A 15703-nucleotide genomic window follows, 5' to 3' on the forward strand; every position below is an offset into this window, starting at 1 on the left:
TCCAATGACAAACTATGTGTCGTCCAATGACAAACTATGTGTCGCAATACGATGACTTTAATAGCCAGTACATAAATAAGAGTGATCAACAGCTTTTTCTTTTGTTTGATCAATAACCTTTGAACACATAGAACATTTTATATAACGATGTTTTTTTATGTCGGTGGATATGCGACCGCTAAGTGATATTTCAGGCATAGACTGCATTGATTCACTATTTTCACTTATAACTATATGTTTTTTCTCAGATGTGTTTTGAGACATTTTTATTAGCCTTTGAACTTATGCTTTAGTTGCGGTGACGCAACACAACGACCATTTTTTTAATAAATATGATTGGTGTGTTCTTGGTGTATAAATTTTATAATACACTCTCTTAATAAATGCTTCAATAGGGTATACCCTATTGAAACATTTTGAGAGGTCTAAAATAATGTTTCAATTGAGTTCCAAACGAACTTATGAAACAATGTTTCATTGAAATATGTTTCATAATGAGGAAGTTTTAATGGGTAATATGAACCAACCAAGTTTTGCAAAGCAGCAAGGCATTATTGTTTTTCCACGTCCATGCACGTTCTGTGACAGCAATCATAATGTCGCATTGAATTTTGGGTTGTGGGTATGTGAAAGTTGTGTGAGTAATATTAATCAAGCAAATTCGGATGTGCTTCACCTGGATAATAAAAAGCTACCAGTGAATTTGTAATTCAGTATGAATGTTCAAGCTAAGGCTGTTACAGGCTGCAAAGTTGGTTATGCACGTGTATCGTCAGAGGATCAAAATCTTGAACGTCAATTTGAAGAGTTCAGACGATTTGATGTTGAGAAAATTTATTTTGAAAAAGTTCAAGGTGATAAGCTCGATGGAGATAGGCCGGAACTTTTAAAATTAATGGATTATATCCGTGAGGGTGATACCGTTTATTTTGCTAGTTTTGATCGGTTAAGCAGAAGGCATCTTAGGTTGCTGAGTTTGATTGAAGAGATTAAAGCAAAGGGTGTAGCAATACACTTTATTGAAGAAGCTATTTATATAAGCCCTACTGTTGAAAATCCATACGATGAATTGAATGCTAATATATTTTCTGCATTTGCCCAGTTCTTCAAAAAACAGCTAAAGATTAGGCAAAGACAGGGAATTAAGAATGCAAAGAAAGACCCCACTAAATATAAGGGGAGAAAGCCTAAGCTAGAGAAACAGCAAAAACTAGACGTAATGGAAAACATTATATTAGGTAATTGTTGCTACTCGATAATGCAAAAAAAATATGAAATCAGCAGAAGTACAGTGTGGAGGATAGCTTATCAAGATCCAACACTGGCAGATGAGAGAAATGATTTTATAAAAGCTAACTTAGAGAATCAGTTAGGTAAATTAGAGCCATAATATGGAAAAAAATGAATGGTATAGGAAAGGCTACAAAGCAGGTTGTGAATTCTTATCTAAGCAATCTGATGATGACCTACTCTATTGGGTAGATCATTATGAATGGGATGAAGATTGTCCTGAATATGAAGCATTTTGTAGTGGCTTTGGTTCAGCTTATGGTTGTGATGATTTAATTTGAATTAATTGGCTTAACAAGCCGAAAGGCTAGGAGTAAACAGTTGAAAAACAAGATAGTGAAAATTGTTGTTTTGGCATTAAGTGGTTTAGCATTGAGTGGTTGCTCAAGCTTGGATGTTGAATCAGAAGATTATAAAGAAGCAGTTGAGAGCGCAGGGTATTCAATAGCTAGTTCTTTCCTAGAAGGTAAGGTAGAAATACTAAATAATTTAAAAGTTAATACAGAACACAAGCCTTATATGTCTGATGTGGAAATTCAATCAAATAAAAATGTAATTAGCAGTAGATTTAGTGAAGAGTATTATCCAGGGCGATTCAATAAGCAATGCATACATCTTCTAAAAGTTAATCCTGATGATTTTGAAGAAAAAAACGGGTGGGTAACAACAAATAAGTATTATGTTCTAAAAGATATAAATGATCCAAAATTAAATGATTTTAAAAAATGTATTGAAATAAAGTACAAAACAAGTGCGATTTTTGAAGATGATTTAAGGTTGTTTTTATCGGAACCAGTTTTGATTGCTTATCGTGATAATGAAGTCGTTAGAGAGCAGTTAGATCTAATAAAAAAAGATGGTGTGTTGACTTTAAGTGAAGTGATTGAAACATATAAGCTACTGGATCAAGTGTATGATCAGGATTTTATTAATGAAAATGAAAGCTTATTAAATGAAATCTAATTCTTTATCTATCGTTGCGGTGACGCAACATTTAAATATTTTGTAGTGTGCTAAATGAATATATACGGAACCGTAAAACCCCATAGTGAGCAGCGTAAAATTAGATTGATGGAAGTTGCCAAATCATGCGGTATTTACATAGTGCTTTCAATTACTGTGTTGTTTTTATTGTGGGTGTACTTTGATATAAATCTTGGCAAAATCATGATACCTATTATTGGGGTTCCGTGTATTTGGATCGCTATTGATTTATTGAAAGATCTAAAAAAAGTGAAAGTTGATGATCTTGCTCAACTAATAGCTTTGGGTGAGAAAAACACTACTTTTGTGAATACAATAAACTGTATGTTAGAGAAAAATAGCAGTCTAAATTTTAGTGATTTGAAAGGTTTGCAAAGTGAAATGCATTGGGCAAATTTAGAGATAAAAAGAGTATTAGATCTTGCTGCTAAAGGTGCGATTGTAGGCAGTCAGAATGATAAAAACATGGCTGCAACTTACATTGAATATGAAAATAATAATTCGATAATTGAGCAGATCAAAAAAGTTATAAGCAAATAACTTTTGTTGTTAATAGAAATGCCCTCATTAGAGATAGCCTGTAAAATGAGGGCATTCTTTTATGTAAAATTTGGTGGATCATTGAAAATAATAAAGTGCTTTTCTATCGTGGTGCTTTCCCTGGGGGCAAGCTGCTTAAGTTATGCTGATTTTGTAGGCCGGGTGGTTGGTGTACATGATGGGGATACTATCACTGTCTTAACTCAAGATAATGTCCAGTATAAAATTCGCCTGGCGAATATAGATGCTCCGGAACTAGGGCAACCATTTGGCCAAAAAGCAAAACAAGTGCTTTCTGATTTTGTTTACAACCATCCAGTCTATATCAAAGAACATGGCGAAGATCGCTATGGGAGAGTCATAGGAACAGTTTTAAAAGGTAATGATAATGTGAATAGGCTTATGGTGCGATATGGGTATGCATGGGCTTATCGGCAGTATTTAAACGACAATGTTATCTTAAATCTTGAGACATACGCACAACAACAAAAGGTTGGTATATGGAAAGATGCTAATAATATTTCACCGGCACAATGGCGAAGAATGCAGAATCAAAAGTAGGGTTTATGGATATATATAATTTTTATGCACACTACTTTTATGTGGGTGTGCCCTACGGTATAGGGCTTGCTATTGTTTGGTTTCTTATTAAAGTTGCTGTAAGACATTTCCGAACAGCTATACCATCACAATTTCTTAGAATGGTAATGGTAAAGAGAAAAGCACTGCAACTAGAAGCATTGGGGTATCAAGTTTATTGCTATATATCTTGGGCTGATGGTAAGAAAATTCGGGTTAAGGACATGGAGAAAGAAAACAGTATTCAGGTTAAAGATCCACTAATTTTCGAGCACCATAGAGTAAAAGATCTTCCGTTTGTACTTGATGATAGTTTCTTGTTTTATAACAATAAAAAAAGAAATATTGTAGGTTATTTTCATAGAATAAATTCAAAGGAACGAGAGGTTTTTAAAGGAAAATTGGTAGAAATTGAATATAGAGCTGAAACTGAACAAGGGAAAGATAAATGATCTTCATAAAAATTGTCATCGTATTGTTTGGTGCTTATATTTTTTTTGTTTTCACATCAATTATTCTAAACTGGATCAGATCTAAATATATTAAGTTGAAAAGTAAGGAAAACGAAAATTTACACATGGTCAACCAGGCCGGTGAAGAGGTTCTTAAATTTGACGTTGATAGTTGCTTTGTAATAGAGGACTGGAAATTTATAGGTGATTTACCAGTTAAGGATCGTATAAAATTTCATGATTTTATTGAATGCTTAGAAGAATATAGGGTTCCATATATTTATGTAGCAGATAAAGAAGGTAAAAATTTGATCCATATTGCAATTGGCAGAGATTTTAATAGAGCAAAAATTGAGTTAGAAAAAATCCATTAAATGCCAGGTAAAAAAAAGTGGATGTTTGAGCATCCACTTGAAAAAAACTACAGCAAAATTAATCATTCATATCTTAAATAAAATCAGAAAAATATCAATAAGTTTATTTAATTAGTGCCATTATTTATCATCTCCATTATTCAAGATTTTAATAAGGTCTGATCTATTGCCTTGATTGAAATTTCTTGATGCTTCAATAAGCTGTGCGGATTCCATTTTTTCTTTAGCGATCAATTGAGTAATTTGTTGATCATCTAAAGTTCGGATGACAGCATCTTTTTTTATGCGCTTGATTGATCTAATAGCATTTTTAATGTCTGTGAAAATCCATGCTGTACCATCATAAGCTTTTCCGGCCTGAATCAAATAATGAATATGATGAGCACCGCTATTCATTGGAACATAAGCAATAGCTACAAAAGAGCCATCCCTTTCTTTGCGTTTATGGTAGGCATCACCAAAACTTGCAGCCATATAAGCGTTATAGCTTGAGATAATTATCTCTGCTGAAGAAATAATTGCGTCTTTACCGAATTTGTTAATCCGTTCTTTAAACATGGTCAACATCCCTTGAGCAAACACATTGCTTTTGACCACTAAATTACCACTAAACCACCGCTATTCCAAGTAGCTTTTTTAAATAGCCTAAGCGAAAAAGAAGCTTAAAGCTGCTTTTCATTTTCTATTAAAGAAATAAGTCTACCTTCTTCATATTGGAGGTTGTTATCACACCAGGCTAGTTGAGCATGGGTTTTTGCTGTGATACCAGTTTTATAGTCATCAAATAGATAGTTCTCATTACCTAAAAGGAAAGCTAAATTTTCATCATTTAAGTATTTTTTGCCGAGCATCTTTTTGAATTGTTCAATAAGGTCATTCTTCCAAATGGGAAATGTTATTTCATTGGTCATTCTTTAGCCCTATAGATTGAGTGAGGTAAGCTTTAATAATCAGCCATAAAAATACTAATTTGAATATCTGTAATTATATCAGTAAAAAAACTATGGTTATTTATTTGTTGCAGTCACAAGATATTAGTGAGCTGCAAAAAATCACAGATTTTTATGGCTCCCGAAACCTTGTTCTGTGGCCACCACGGATGAACCGACTTAAGGGATGGTTGTAATCAAGGAGTAGGAAGGTGGATAAGCGAAGATCCCGGCTGTGGCGGTAGACACCGCCTACAGATTTCTTTCATTGAGGATTTAAAAAAGCATAAGCTATTGATTTAATTGATAAAATAATAATTAAAACCAGGCAAAATAAATCATAAGTCATTGTTTTATAAAGGTTTAATTATGGTAAAAAGATTGCATTTATAACCTAGGTTATCTATAATTAAGGCTCAAGATTCAATCAAACCGAAAGGTTAGGAGTAGCAGAAATGCCAAGTAATTTAAACCGGAACCATGTTCTAAAACTGGTTGAAGAGCAATTCACCAATCGTGAAAACATAAAAAAATCACAGTATTGTGATCAGGTCTACCACACAACCGGGAAAGTCGGTCTATCTATTTTAATAACTGAAAATGAAAATATTAGCGTCTTTCATAAAGGCGAAGTGGTTGAAACAATACTTGTTATCCCACCTAGTAGTGAAGATCGTGCAAAGTATCAAGCAAGTCGGATCATGGATAAAATTGATCTTGTGATTGAAAAAGAAGCTGCTGCAATATAAGTCAGTCAGCCAAAGCCAGGTTAGAACTTGGCTTTTTTTGATGTTGGAGAATCATGTGGGTATCAAACTAAGTTTTAGTAATCAATTAGGTGAAGAACTTAAGAGTCTAATCAATCATATAGATCAAATTGAATCTAAAATATTAAGAGCTTTAGGGAGTTCAAGCATTGAGCACAATAAACTTTATGCGCTTCCAGTGGCGTTTTTAGAGGATCTACAGCGTTATTTAGATGGGTTTTGGTCTGAATCAAACCTAGATAAAAATGACGATAAATTTCAAGAATACAGTGATTTATTGGTAAATTTGACGAATGCAGTTGAGAGTGGCAGTGAATTATTTGTTCAGTATTGTTGCGGTGACGCAACGACTTAATTAGTGTTTTTTAAGTTGTAAATAAATCTTATCTTATTGTTTTATAACTATTTAAATAGTGTTGATATTGTTGTATTTATAACCTAGGTTATATATAATTAAGATTCAAGATTCAATCAAACCGAAAGGTTAGGAGTGTTGGAAAGTGGGAAATTGGATAGCTAATAAATTAATCGAGCATGATGCAAGTCGTGAAATCCATGTTTTTAAGAAATTCAAAGAAGGTGCGAAACAAGTTACCTATGGGACTTTTTCACGCACATTGGGTACAGATCTTCTTGATATGGTTCGGAACAAAATGAACTACGTTAAAGATAAGCGTTCAGGTTTAACCATATCAGCCGATGAAGAAGTAAAAATATACCGTGGTTATTATGACCAAAAGCTTGCCCTGGTGATTGAAAACAATAAAAACAGAATGGTGTTTACTTATGAAGCCGGACACTTTGGAGGTTGATGATATGCCATATAAAATCTTAGCCTTGAAAAACTTCTGTATTGGCCAGTTTGGATACCCTAACTTTATGGGCGAAATTAAAGGAATTAAGCCTGATTTTGAGTTTAATGATGGGATTGATTACCTAGGCTCAAAGATGTACCAATTTGAGGATTTTATGCTTACTGAGCTTGGGAGCTGTAAACAGTTCAGAAGTTATCTAAAGTGCCTTGAGCAAATCAATGAGATCCTACAGGATTGCCCTTTTATTGATGCATATAAAGCAACCAATACGTTTACAGGTGAGATTATAGAAGAGTGCAAAAACTGGTGGGAATCGAACCTAAATCTAATTTTTCAACCGCATTTAGTTAAAGATTTCTTTGAAAATGAAGTAGATCATTTGCAATTTCAAGTTACCCATTTAAAAATGCTGGAAATTTTTAGATTTTGTTCAGGTTATGGCTTCTTGCAATTGGCAACGAATAAGGAATTAAGTGAACAATGAAAAATAAACTAAAACAGCTTTTTGTGGCTTAGGAGTACTCTATGGATATGCTTTTCTTTTACTGGAGCAATGTTGGTGCGGTAAATTGGATTATTTTGGGAGCAATTTTTCTATGCATGTTTGTTGTTTTATCAATGATGGATGAAGTTTGGTTGGGTGCTTCGGTCACTCTATTTTTCTTAGCAGTATTTTTTTTCGGAACAATGTTATATGCAAAACTTCCCTGGGAAATTAATGAAAACGAGTACCAGGAGGTTCTAAATTTTAAAAAAGTTGCTGTAGAAGGAAAGCATTATTCAAATGAATATAATCAAAATATTTTGCATGTGTTCGATATGGCGCTAGAAGATAGAAAGATAAATCAATTTGAAAAAATGGTGATTGACGCAGTTAAAGAAGCTGCTGATAAAGATGTTTATGTATCAGAATTAAAGAATCTAAAATAAGAAGGGTGATTAATGAAAAATCAGTTAAAAATAGCAGTCATGCTCGTTTTGAGTGTTTTATTGGTTGGGTGTGACAATACACCACCATCACAGCAATTGATTGAGTTTATTGCGAAATTCTATAACTGGATGTTTGCATTTGGATGGTTGGCGTTTTTATTTGGTTTGGTGAAAATGTACTGGCGACCACAAAAGGGATTTATGATAGTTGGTGCATCTGTGATTTTTTTGATAGCTGCATACATGGCATTTTATTGTGCCATTATCTTTGATCCAAGATTTACTATCAAACTTGTTATACCGTTTTTGAATTGAAATATAGAATTAAAGAACTAAATAAAACAGTTATCAAGCCGAAAGGTTAGGAGTACAGAAAATGTCAGTAAAACGAATACAAATTTTTGTTGAAGTATTTGCCCAGGGCTTAAAGGTTAGTTCCTGGTCAAGCTGCTTGTTGCGTTGACGCAACATGAATTATCTGTGAGTAAAAAAATGTTTTTCTTATTAATTCTAATCACCATTGTAAGCATTGTTTTTGTCGTTGCTTTAATTGTATATGCATACAAATACCCTAAGCGTAAAACATATTTCTTTGCTTGTGCATGGGTTATTGCTTTAGGTGGGCTTGGTATAGGTGTAATGCTGATTGATTATGAAAAGAATCAAGCTAAGCATGAACATGGTTTAAATCAAAAAAGGTGAGTCGTGGAATTATTTAATCTATTTCAAATCGTAGGTGCTTTGCTGTTACTTATTGCGGGGCTTATTTTTATGATAGCAGGAAGGGAGCGTGGGCTGTTTCTAGCAATCATATTCTTTGGTGGTGGCTGCCTATCGGTTCTTACTGGAACATTGCTTGAAACGCAAAATAATCCGTCTAAGCGCTATATCAGTAAAGATGAAGCACGTGCAGCTAAAATGTTTAAGCAAAACTGTAAACAAGTGAGCTTTATACAGGCAAATAATACGTCAGGCATTGGCGTGGGAATGACTGGCCAAGGTTCACCAGTATTAGGAACTGTTTCAAGCTCAAATGAGGATAGTTTTGTTTATGTTTGTGATGGGAACGTTCAGTACACATTAACCTATGATATTGAGAAATACAGAAAGTTTTATCAATAAATCTTTTTTGGAGGGTATGAAATATGTCCGAATCTAATCAAAGCCCAGGTATTAAACTTACACCGCTTCTATTGTTGGCCATTCCATTAGCTATGTATTCCCATAGTAAAGGCATTGGTATTGAAGACATTAGAAATTATCTTTTTTGGATATGGATTGTTTGTTTTGTGGCTACATTTGCAATAATGACAATAGGGGAGTCAAACACTAAGAATCCTATGCACTTTCAAAAGAGTGTAATGGCCTTCGGCATGTTTGGAACAGTAAATTTTATACTATGGCTTTTTGCTAAGTTGATGGGTTAAGGCATAGCGAGAGTTCAAAATCTTATTTTTATGTTGAAGCAAAATCACTTTTCAAATTTTTGCGAAAAATTAATAATATTTAAAGACACCTTTTATGTGTCTTTAAATAGGTGCATATTCTTACTTAAGCTATCTTATCTTTTGGTACTCCACCAACAATTTTAAAAGGTATCCAATGGTTCACCCACTTTTCACGGCTGCCACGTTTACCTAACCAATAAAAGTTCCAATGAGGTTTACGTGGGTGGGGTTTTTTTGTGGTGACATAGTTTCCACTTTTCAAATCATCTTCACGCTGTTTAAGCGCATCATTAATTTTCCGATTTGTTTCAGTACCAACAATGGTTGGCTTATATTTATTTGCTTCAAATAAACGCAGCTCACGTTTAACAAGTTCAAGCTTGGGTTTATATTTGACTGGCTCATTGGTTAAATTTCTAAAATCGGGTTCCTTTTGGCTAAACCATAGAATCAGGTTAATCAGTTTTTTTTGTAGTTCCATGTAGGTTGTAATTTCATCTTCATCCGGCTTCTTATTTTCATCAAAGAATGTATCAATGAAGTCTGTCATGCAGTCTTCAACTGTCGAATCAAAATCACCATCTTCCGGGAAATTCATTGTTATAGTTTTGGCCATACCTGAATCAGTGTATACCGTGGTAAACAAGACTGGCTTATCATGAAGTGTGTTTTTAGCAAAAATAACCCCCACGACCATTTCATCATTCACATACAAATTTGCATTATCTGTTTGGATGTAAATTGCGAGGTCAGGCAAGTTAAGTAAGAATCCGGGCAAACTTCGGTTGTATTCCGTTTTAACAAGCATTTGGATTACTTGATCTTCAAAGCGGTAAATGTTCTTTGTAAGTGACCAGGAACCCAGGGTAATAATTTCACCAATGTTGCAAGGCAATTGGTTGATAAAGGATAGGGGAATTTCCGTAGACTCAGATTGAATACCCATAATATTCTGAGTTCTTTTTAACCGGGTGCGCCAAATAGGATCTTTACAATCTAAAGCTGCATAAGTCCACTCGTCACCACTAATTAAACACTCATGTAAATCATCTGATTTTTGGCGGTCTATTGCATACGCTTCAACTCTTTTAATCAAACCAGTTAGATTTATTTTTACGTGCTCTAATCGGGCTGTAATAACTTTTAAAGGTAATCCAATTTTAGGATCTAAGTCTTTGTTACGCATTTATGTGAACTGCCATATAAAATATAAATAGTATTCATTACGATGCTATAGCTTAACTCTAGCTTGATTTGCAGCAAGAATAAAGTTGTATTTATAACCTAGGTTATATATAATAAAGGCTCAACTATCAATCAAACCGAAAGGTTAGGAGTAGAGAGAAAATGAATTCTCATGTGGATTTTGAGCCAACTAAAAAGAAGTTCTCATTTCAAGAACTTGAAAAATTGTTCGATGAAATCTTTCTTAAAATTGACCGCAGCAAAAGCCGTTTTGAAGTGTTTAAAGACTTTGTTACTTGTTCAGCTTGTGCCTTAAGAAATAGTTTGTCCGGTATCAGTAAAAATCTAGTTGTGCAAAGCCTGGAAGATGAATACCACAAAATTATGGCCAAGTATTCAAAGGAAGATAAAAGCAATATTCATCATTTGTTTGGCTTACTTATCGCAATGATGGAAGCACGTGCATTACCACATGATGTTTTAGGTGATCTTTACATGCGCTTTGAATTTGGTTCATCACACAATGGCCAACACTTTACGCCTACACATATTTCAAATTTATTGGCAGTAATGAATTCTGGCCAAATTCCTGAGTTAATCAAACAAAAAGGGTATGTCTCTTGTGTCGATCCGGCTTGTGGTGCAGGTTCCACTTTGTTGGCAAAAGTTAAATGTGTCATTGATGGTGGATTTAACCCGGCTAAGCATCTTTATATGGAGGGAACCGATATTGATCGGCTAGTGGCTCTGATGTGCTATGTGCAACTTAGCTTGTGGAATGTTCCCGGCCGTGTATTTGTTGGTGATAGTTTAACGTTAAAAATGCGTGAAATGTGGATTACCCCGGCATACGTTCACGGCGCATGGTATCGAAAATTAAATCATTAATATTTGGTCTGCCTAGCTAAACGCTAGGCAGACTTTTGAGGTTGGTATGAGTAAAAATCAAACAAGAACTGGATATATTTTTTTCCACTGGATGATGCTATTGGCAATGATGTTAGCTTTTGGGCTATTTGCTAAGTATCGAGACAACATTGATCTTGTATTTGATACAGCGATAAAGATCGGCCTATGGGTGACATTATGTTGGGTTTTCCTGGTAATTTTGCTTGCTTTTTCGATGGATCATAAAAGTTCAAGGTATACGGAAACTTTATTTAATGTGAGTGGTTGTGCTGTAATGACTTTAATTTTCGTGGGCTTAGTTTCTGTAATGCGCCCATAATTTATATAATAGGATTCCAAAAAATGGAAAATGCAGATTATTTTTATGTACCTAATGAATTAGATAATAAGGGGGATGTTAAGCGTCTTGTTGTCGCTATTCTTTGTGTCGGGCTTCTTTTCTTTGCTGCTTATGTACTTATCTCTTATGTAGGTGAGTTTCCAATTACTGCACATTTACCACTTTATGCTGTGGTTTGGACGGCTTCAACAGTTTTTCTTGTGATTAAATTCTTAAATAATCAAGCTGCATTGAAGCCTGAATTGGTTTTAGAGTTAATCAAAAATTGTAGTGATACGCCAAAACTTAAAGATACAATTCTGAATATTATTAAGGTTCAAGAAAAAATAACCAAGAGTGATTTATTTAGAATTCTTTATGTTCTCCAAGAAGATCTTTCGGGGCTTTATGTAAAAAACTATCGGGATCTTGTGGGAATTGACAAGGATCAAGAAGCAGAAAATATAGCGAAAGGTGAAGCAGAAGTTGAAAGTTATACCAAAAGTATAGCTGTACTAGAAAATGCTTTACAAAATATGAAACTCCGTGAAGAAAGAGGTGGATAGTTCTATTTTGCGCTCATTTGCGATTTAAGCGGGGTTTAGGTGTTTTTGTTGCTAGTGTGCGTTATTTTGTTTTGAGTCGTATTGTGAAGAGAATAGTGCTATTTAAGCGCTATTTTTTTTGGGCGTTCCCTTTCAGGTCGTGCTCTAGTTTTTCTAAGCAGCATAGCTGCTAAGAAAAATCGAACCAAAATTTATGCCTGGACCATCAAAGATGGTCTGTCATAAATTCCGTTTCGCCCCGTTCGGGCTAGGATCACTAACGCACCCAGGTTTAAATGGTGGTTGTGATAGCACAGTAGGTTTTTGGCCAATATGCAGTTTTTATTTGTTGCAGTCACAAGGTATTAGTGAGCTGCAAAAAATCACAGATTTTTATGGCTCCCGAAACCTTGTTCTGTGGCCACCACGGATGAACCAACTTAAGGGATTGTTGTAATCAGGGAGTAGGAAGGTGGACAGGCGAAGATCCCGGCTGTGGCGGTAGACACCGCCTACAGATTTCTTTCATTGAGAATTCAAAAACATAAGTCATTGATTTAATTAGTAAAATAATAATTAAAACCAGGCGAAATAAATTATAAGTTATTGTTTTATAAAGGTTTAATTAAAGCAAAAAGATTGCATTTATAACCTAGGTTATATATAATTAAGACTCAAGATTCAATCAAACCGAAAGGTTAGGAGTACAGAAAATGAAAATCCAATTTTTAAAAGACGTTAGCAGCATTGCAGAACTTAAAAAGACTTATCAAAAACTTTGTTTTAAACACCATCCCGACCGTGGCGGTAACACTGAAACAATGCAGATCATCAATGCAGAATATGATTTTTTGTTAAAAAACCTTATTGATCAGGAAGAGGAAAGCGAATATTCAGAAGAAAAATTTTGGCAAAGTAAAGAACAACAAACAGAAGTTGAACAAGTTATTCATGCGAAAATTCAGGAAATTATCGGGGCTAATTTGGACGGCATCAAAATTGAAATTATTGGCGTGTGGATTTGGTTATCAGGTGAAACCAAGGAGCATAAAGAAAAATTAAAAGAGCTTGGCTTTTCATGGAATCCAAAACATAAAAAATGGTCATTTGCAGGGAAAAAAAGCCAAGGTTGGAGCAGAAAAAGCATTAACCATATTCGCAAAAAATACGGCTCTCAAAGTGTTAAGAATGAGAAAGGAGAACAAGCCGAAAGTAAAAAAACAGATCAAAAAGGAAGTGCAATTCCAAGCAAGGCAAAATTAGCCTAAGCAGAAAATAAAAAGCCACTGGAAACAGTGGTTTTTTTATGTCATTGATTTTATTAACAATATTGTGTTTAAAACCAGGCGAAATAAATTATAAGTTATTGTTTTATAAAGGTTTAATTAAAGTAAAAAGATTGCATTTATAACCTAGGTTATATATAATTAAGACTCAATAATCAATCAAGCCGAAAGGTTAGGAGTATCGAGAATGTCAGCAATTAATCAAGACCAAATTATCTCTTACAGCTATATGTCTGAGGGTAAAAAACTGGAATCAATGTACAGCTATGCGTACTTAAAAGATGGTGAGTTTTTTAGCTTGGGCGATAATTTAAGTATCAGTGCTGTAACTGAAAAGTTAAAAATGTGGGGTTATCAAAATCCTATTGTAACCGTAGAGCTAGAAGAGGATTTTTATAAAAGAACAAGTGACCTTGGGAGCATTACAGAAATAGATCAAGAGCGCTTTAGTGATGCTTTTAACTGTTTGCCACCATTGCGCCATAATAGCAGTACCAGTTATGAAATTTTTATGCTCAGAGAAGAAATTGCAGCAGGGTATTTTAGTTTTTTTGTTCGAGTTGATGGGCGTTTTTTTGAAATGAAAGAACATTTTAAAAAATCATTTTCCGAATTGCAGACGAAAATTTTTGATCATATCAAAGCTGAATCGGAAGCAGTTACAGCATAAAAAAAAGGGGAGGGCTTCGGCTCTCTCTTCACTTTTATAAATCATGCTTAAGGCAAGGAATGAAAAAAAATGTCAGAAAACACTGAAATAAAGCAAGCTGTGAAAGTATCAAAAACGAGTATTAATTATGCTCAAAAACGAGGGCTAAAAGTTGTTATAGATGAAAAAAATCAAGCCGTATATTTGCACCATAACAAGAAAAAAAAGGAATGGGCTTGCTGTTATTCAATCGAAAGAAGAGGTTTATTTTTTAAAAGTTCACATTTAAATTTTACCATTAAACAGGAATTGCCGTACTGGGTGACAAGTGATAAACATTTCAGGGAGGTAATAGAATTTATTGCCACCGAGCTAAAAAACTAAAGTTTAAGCCACTGGGAACAGTGGTTTTTTTATGTCATTGATTTTATTGACTATATTATGGTTAAAACCAGGCAAAATAAATCATAAGTTATTGTTTTATATATATTTATTATCTAATAAAAAGTTGTATTTATAACCTAGGTTATATATAATTAAGACTCAGCAAACAATCAAACCGAAAGGTTAGGAGTATCGAGAATGAAAACTGAATTTTTAAATACATTTAAACGCCTTGGTTTAAAGACTATGCAAGAAGCAGAGGGCGCAAAGTTATTTTTAGATGGGTGTACGGTTCAAGTGTTAATAACTTCGCTTGATGAATCAATGACTGAATCAGAAGTTTATTCACATTTAGAAAATTTTAATACAGATGAGATCATGCATTGCACTGATGAAACACAGTTAAATCATTGTTTAAAAATGTATGAAAATATCTTGAGTCATGCAGGAAGCACAGAAGATATTTATTGTTTAATTAAGCCAGTAGGCGAAAAGAAGTTAAACGGTGAAGCTGATTATTTTGTGGGTAATCTAAAGATGCCTAATACTGGAAATACTCAAAACTATAGCACTGATGAAAACACATTTATTCAAATCCTGAAAGAGTATGCAGGGGCTACAGATTCAAGCCTGAATGATCTTTTATCGTTGTTAGGTCTGGACTATGCAGATTTAAAATTGTTCATGGATAAGTATAAAAAATTAGTTCTGCAAGAATTTTCAAGAATGTGTGATTTTCTATTTTATGATGTGAACGTTAATTGGTTGCTAGGGAATGGGTGCTATTTGCCTGAGACTGTTCACCAGTTAAATGATGATGGTGAGATGGGTATATTTGAACTGGCGATCTATAGCAACCTTGTAGCAATCACACAGTTATCTATGCCAAGCAATTTAAAAAATTTTAAAGGTCTTCGAGTCGAAATTTTGCAGGGTTTAATCAAATATCTAAATGAAATTTTAGATTTAAATGATAGTGATCATGTAGAAAAATTGCGTATTGGAACGCTTGACGAGTACACACTCAAAAAGGATGGTTATCACATCTTAAGCGAACTAGACTCAGATGATATAGATGAAATATTTTGCGAAAACGATTATTCAATTCATCTTATTAAGCGTGAAAACAACCGCTATTTAATGGATAGTATCACAGGGGCGTTTGACTCATACAATAACGGTGGAATCTATGATTTAAGAGAACTGATTGATGCACTAAGCAAGTTTTTAGACTTATCAGAAATGGAATTTTTAGCAAGATTGACGAGAAGATAAGATTAAAAAAGCCACTGGAAACAGTGGTTTTTTTTGATTTAAA

27 protein-coding genes are annotated in these 15703 nt (G+C 34.1%); 23 read left to right on the forward strand and 4 right to left on the reverse strand.

The annotated features are described in order from the left end of the window. Positions 1-57: 57 nt before the first annotated feature. Positions 58-264: a hypothetical protein gene (locus F955_RS16415; RefSeq protein ID WP_080543942.1), complete on the reverse strand. Its 207-nt coding sequence runs from the start codon at positions 262-264 to the stop codon at positions 58-60. A gap of 451 nt (positions 265-715) precedes the next feature. Here F955_RS16415 and F955_RS12845 point away from each other — a divergent pair, with 451 nt between their 5' ends. From F955_RS12845 to F955_RS12875, 7 genes are all read left to right on the forward strand, one after another. Further along, a complete protein-coding gene (locus F955_RS12845) occupies positions 716-1390 on the forward strand; it encodes a recombinase family protein (protein WP_004895483.1) in 675 nt (224 codons plus the stop codon). 1 nt (position 1391) lies between these two features. After that, complete coding sequence (locus F955_RS12850) at positions 1392-1571, forward strand: hypothetical protein (protein ID WP_004895485.1); 180 nt, start codon at positions 1392-1394, stop codon at positions 1569-1571. Positions 1572-1611: 40 nt separating this feature from the next. After that, positions 1612-2253 (forward strand): hypothetical protein, encoded by a 642-nt coding sequence (locus F955_RS12855; RefSeq protein ID WP_004895487.1) that lies wholly within the window; start codon positions 1612-1614, stop codon positions 2251-2253. Positions 2254-2307: 54 nt separating this feature from the next. Then, on the forward strand, positions 2308-2814 hold the full coding sequence (locus F955_RS12860) for a hypothetical protein (RefSeq protein ID WP_004895488.1): 507 nt from the start codon (positions 2308-2310) through the stop codon (positions 2812-2814). 45 nt (positions 2815-2859) lie between these two features. Then, complete coding sequence (locus F955_RS12865) at positions 2860-3375, forward strand: thermonuclease family protein (RefSeq protein WP_004895491.1); 516 nt, start codon at positions 2860-2862, stop codon at positions 3373-3375. Continuing rightward, positions 3348-3845, forward strand: coding sequence for a hypothetical protein (locus F955_RS12870; protein ID WP_004895493.1), 498 nt, complete (start codon positions 3348-3350; stop codon positions 3843-3845). Before F955_RS12865 ends, F955_RS12870 begins: the two co-directional genes overlap by 28 nt. A 125-nt stretch (positions 3846-3970) precedes the next feature. Continuing rightward, on the forward strand, positions 3971-4219 hold the full coding sequence (locus tag F955_RS12875) for a hypothetical protein (protein ID WP_155757528.1): 249 nt from the start codon (positions 3971-3973) through the stop codon (positions 4217-4219). A 120-nt stretch (positions 4220-4339) separates the two neighbouring features. Here the strand turns inward: F955_RS12875 and F955_RS12880 are convergent, their stop codons facing one another. Further along, entirely contained in the window at positions 4340-4777 is a 438-nt protein-coding gene (locus F955_RS12880) for a hypothetical protein (protein ID WP_004895497.1), read from the reverse strand. Between the two features lie 104 nt (positions 4778-4881). Further along, complete coding sequence (locus F955_RS12885) at positions 4882-5130, reverse strand: hypothetical protein (RefSeq protein ID WP_004895499.1); 249 nt, start codon at positions 5128-5130, stop codon at positions 4882-4884. A 473-nt stretch (positions 5131-5603) separates the two neighbouring features. On the opposite strand from F955_RS12885, the gene F955_RS12890 reads away from it, so the two are divergent. The 9 genes from F955_RS12890 (at position 5604) to F955_RS12930 (ending at position 9087) form a co-directional block, all read left to right on the forward strand. Then, a complete protein-coding gene (locus tag F955_RS12890) occupies positions 5604-5897 on the forward strand; it encodes a hypothetical protein (RefSeq protein ID WP_004895500.1) in 294 nt (97 codons plus the stop codon). Positions 5898-5952: 55 nt separating this feature from the next. After that, on the forward strand, positions 5953-6270 hold the full coding sequence (locus tag F955_RS12895; protein WP_004895502.1) for a hypothetical protein: 318 nt from the start codon (positions 5953-5955) through the stop codon (positions 6268-6270). Between the two features lie 145 nt (positions 6271-6415). Then, a complete protein-coding gene (locus tag F955_RS12900) occupies positions 6416-6727 on the forward strand; it encodes a hypothetical protein (protein WP_004895506.1) in 312 nt (103 codons plus the stop codon). Beyond that, complete coding sequence (locus F955_RS12905) at positions 6702-7214, forward strand: hypothetical protein (RefSeq protein WP_228127695.1); 513 nt, start codon at positions 6702-6704, stop codon at positions 7212-7214. The genes F955_RS12900 and F955_RS12905 overlap by 26 nt, the downstream gene beginning before the upstream one ends. A gap of 41 nt (positions 7215-7255) precedes the next feature. Beyond that, positions 7256-7660 (forward strand): hypothetical protein, encoded by a 405-nt coding sequence (locus F955_RS12910; protein WP_004895510.1) that lies wholly within the window; start codon positions 7256-7258, stop codon positions 7658-7660. Between the two features lie 12 nt (positions 7661-7672). After that, entirely contained in the window at positions 7673-7975 is a 303-nt protein-coding gene (locus F955_RS12915) for a hypothetical protein (RefSeq protein ID WP_004895512.1), read from the forward strand. Positions 7976-8140: 165 nt separating this feature from the next. Then, positions 8141-8362, forward strand: a complete 222-nt coding sequence (locus tag F955_RS12920; protein WP_228127696.1) for a hypothetical protein — start codon at positions 8141-8143, stop codon at positions 8360-8362. Between the two features lie 3 nt (positions 8363-8365). After that, positions 8366-8782, forward strand: coding sequence for a hypothetical protein (locus tag F955_RS12925; protein ID WP_004895516.1), 417 nt, complete (start codon positions 8366-8368; stop codon positions 8780-8782). A 23-nt stretch (positions 8783-8805) separates the two neighbouring features. Beyond that, positions 8806-9087 (forward strand): hypothetical protein, encoded by a 282-nt coding sequence (locus tag F955_RS12930; RefSeq protein ID WP_004895518.1) that lies wholly within the window; start codon positions 8806-8808, stop codon positions 9085-9087. A 124-nt stretch (positions 9088-9211) separates the two neighbouring features. On the opposite strand, the gene F955_RS12935 is transcribed toward F955_RS12930, so the two are convergent. Next, positions 9212-10294 (reverse strand): AcrVA2 family anti-CRISPR protein, encoded by a 1083-nt coding sequence (locus F955_RS12935; protein WP_004895519.1) that lies wholly within the window; start codon positions 10292-10294, stop codon positions 9212-9214. 161 nt (positions 10295-10455) lie between these two features. On the opposite strand from F955_RS12935, the gene F955_RS12940 reads away from it, so the two are divergent. The 7 genes from F955_RS12940 to F955_RS12970 all read left to right on the forward strand — a co-directional run bounded on the left by F955_RS12940 (position 10456) and on the right by F955_RS12970 (position 15660). Beyond that, on the forward strand, positions 10456-11181 hold the full coding sequence (locus F955_RS12940) for an N-6 DNA methylase (protein ID WP_004895522.1): 726 nt from the start codon (positions 10456-10458) through the stop codon (positions 11179-11181). A 46-nt stretch (positions 11182-11227) separates the two neighbouring features. Beyond that, the gene (locus F955_RS12945; RefSeq protein WP_004895525.1) at positions 11228-11521 is read left to right on the forward strand and encodes a hypothetical protein; all 294 of its coding nucleotides are present in this window, start codon (positions 11228-11230) and stop codon (positions 11519-11521) included. A 23-nt stretch (positions 11522-11544) separates the two neighbouring features. Next, the gene (locus F955_RS12950; protein WP_004895527.1) at positions 11545-12087 is read left to right on the forward strand and encodes a hypothetical protein; all 543 of its coding nucleotides are present in this window, start codon (positions 11545-11547) and stop codon (positions 12085-12087) included. A 692-nt stretch (positions 12088-12779) separates the two neighbouring features. Continuing rightward, a complete protein-coding gene (locus F955_RS12955) occupies positions 12780-13334 on the forward strand; it encodes a hypothetical protein (RefSeq protein WP_004895530.1) in 555 nt (184 codons plus the stop codon). 205 nt (positions 13335-13539) lie between these two features. Next, entirely contained in the window at positions 13540-14022 is a 483-nt protein-coding gene (locus F955_RS12960) for a hypothetical protein (protein ID WP_004895532.1), read from the forward strand. A gap of 69 nt (positions 14023-14091) precedes the next feature. Then, positions 14092-14385, forward strand: coding sequence for a hypothetical protein (locus F955_RS12965; protein WP_004895533.1), 294 nt, complete (start codon positions 14092-14094; stop codon positions 14383-14385). A 198-nt stretch (positions 14386-14583) separates the two neighbouring features. Then, on the forward strand, positions 14584-15660 hold the full coding sequence (locus F955_RS12970) for a hypothetical protein (protein WP_004895536.1): 1077 nt from the start codon (positions 14584-14586) through the stop codon (positions 15658-15660). Positions 15661-15703 lie beyond the last annotated feature (43 nt).

This window comes from Acinetobacter schindleri CIP 107287 (genome assembly GCF_000368625.1).
Taxonomy (GTDB): domain Bacteria; phylum Pseudomonadota; class Gammaproteobacteria; order Pseudomonadales; family Moraxellaceae; genus Acinetobacter; species Acinetobacter schindleri.

Excerpts from the sequence above, each read along its gene's own strand:
- F955_RS16415 (WP_080543942.1), bottom strand. The coding sequence starts at position 264 with ATGTCTCAAAACACATCTGAGAAAAAACATATAGTTATAAGTGAAAAT.
- F955_RS12845 (WP_004895483.1), top strand. The coding sequence starts at position 716 with ATGAATGTTCAAGCTAAGGCTGTTACAGGCTGCAAAGTTGGTTATGCA.
- F955_RS12850 (WP_004895485.1), top strand. The coding sequence starts at position 1,392 with ATGGAAAAAAATGAATGGTATAGGAAAGGCTACAAAGCAGGTTGTGAA.
- F955_RS12860 (WP_004895488.1), top strand. The coding sequence starts at position 2,308 with ATGAATATATACGGAACCGTAAAACCCCATAGTGAGCAGCGTAAAATT.
- F955_RS12865 (WP_004895491.1), top strand. The coding sequence starts at position 2,860 with ATGAGGGCATTCTTTTATGTAAAATTTGGTGGATCATTGAAAATAATA.
- F955_RS12870 (WP_004895493.1), top strand. The coding sequence starts at position 3,348 with ATGGCGAAGAATGCAGAATCAAAAGTAGGGTTTATGGATATATATAAT.
- F955_RS12875 (WP_155757528.1), top strand. The coding sequence starts at position 3,971 with ATGGTCAACCAGGCCGGTGAAGAGGTTCTTAAATTTGACGTTGATAGT.
- F955_RS12880 (WP_004895497.1), bottom strand. The coding sequence starts at position 4,777 with ATGTTTAAAGAACGGATTAACAAATTCGGTAAAGACGCAATTATTTCT.
- F955_RS12885 (WP_004895499.1), bottom strand. The coding sequence starts at position 5,130 with ATGACCAATGAAATAACATTTCCCATTTGGAAGAATGACCTTATTGAA.
- F955_RS12890 (WP_004895500.1), top strand. The coding sequence starts at position 5,604 with ATGCCAAGTAATTTAAACCGGAACCATGTTCTAAAACTGGTTGAAGAG.
- F955_RS12905 (WP_228127695.1), top strand. The coding sequence starts at position 6,702 with ATGAAGCCGGACACTTTGGAGGTTGATGATATGCCATATAAAATCTTA.
- F955_RS12910 (WP_004895510.1), top strand. The coding sequence starts at position 7,256 with ATGGATATGCTTTTCTTTTACTGGAGCAATGTTGGTGCGGTAAATTGG.
- F955_RS12915 (WP_004895512.1), top strand. The coding sequence starts at position 7,673 with ATGAAAAATCAGTTAAAAATAGCAGTCATGCTCGTTTTGAGTGTTTTA.
- F955_RS12930 (WP_004895518.1), top strand. The coding sequence starts at position 8,806 with ATGTCCGAATCTAATCAAAGCCCAGGTATTAAACTTACACCGCTTCTA.
- F955_RS12935 (WP_004895519.1), bottom strand. The coding sequence starts at position 10,294 with ATGCGTAACAAAGACTTAGATCCTAAAATTGGATTACCTTTAAAAGTT.
- F955_RS12940 (WP_004895522.1), top strand. The coding sequence starts at position 10,456 with ATGAATTCTCATGTGGATTTTGAGCCAACTAAAAAGAAGTTCTCATTT.
- F955_RS12945 (WP_004895525.1), top strand. The coding sequence starts at position 11,228 with ATGAGTAAAAATCAAACAAGAACTGGATATATTTTTTTCCACTGGATG.
- F955_RS12950 (WP_004895527.1), top strand. The coding sequence starts at position 11,545 with ATGGAAAATGCAGATTATTTTTATGTACCTAATGAATTAGATAATAAG.
- F955_RS12955 (WP_004895530.1), top strand. The coding sequence starts at position 12,780 with ATGAAAATCCAATTTTTAAAAGACGTTAGCAGCATTGCAGAACTTAAA.
- F955_RS12960 (WP_004895532.1), top strand. The coding sequence starts at position 13,540 with ATGTCAGCAATTAATCAAGACCAAATTATCTCTTACAGCTATATGTCT.
- F955_RS12965 (WP_004895533.1), top strand. The coding sequence starts at position 14,092 with ATGTCAGAAAACACTGAAATAAAGCAAGCTGTGAAAGTATCAAAAACG.
- F955_RS12970 (WP_004895536.1), top strand. The coding sequence starts at position 14,584 with ATGAAAACTGAATTTTTAAATACATTTAAACGCCTTGGTTTAAAGACT.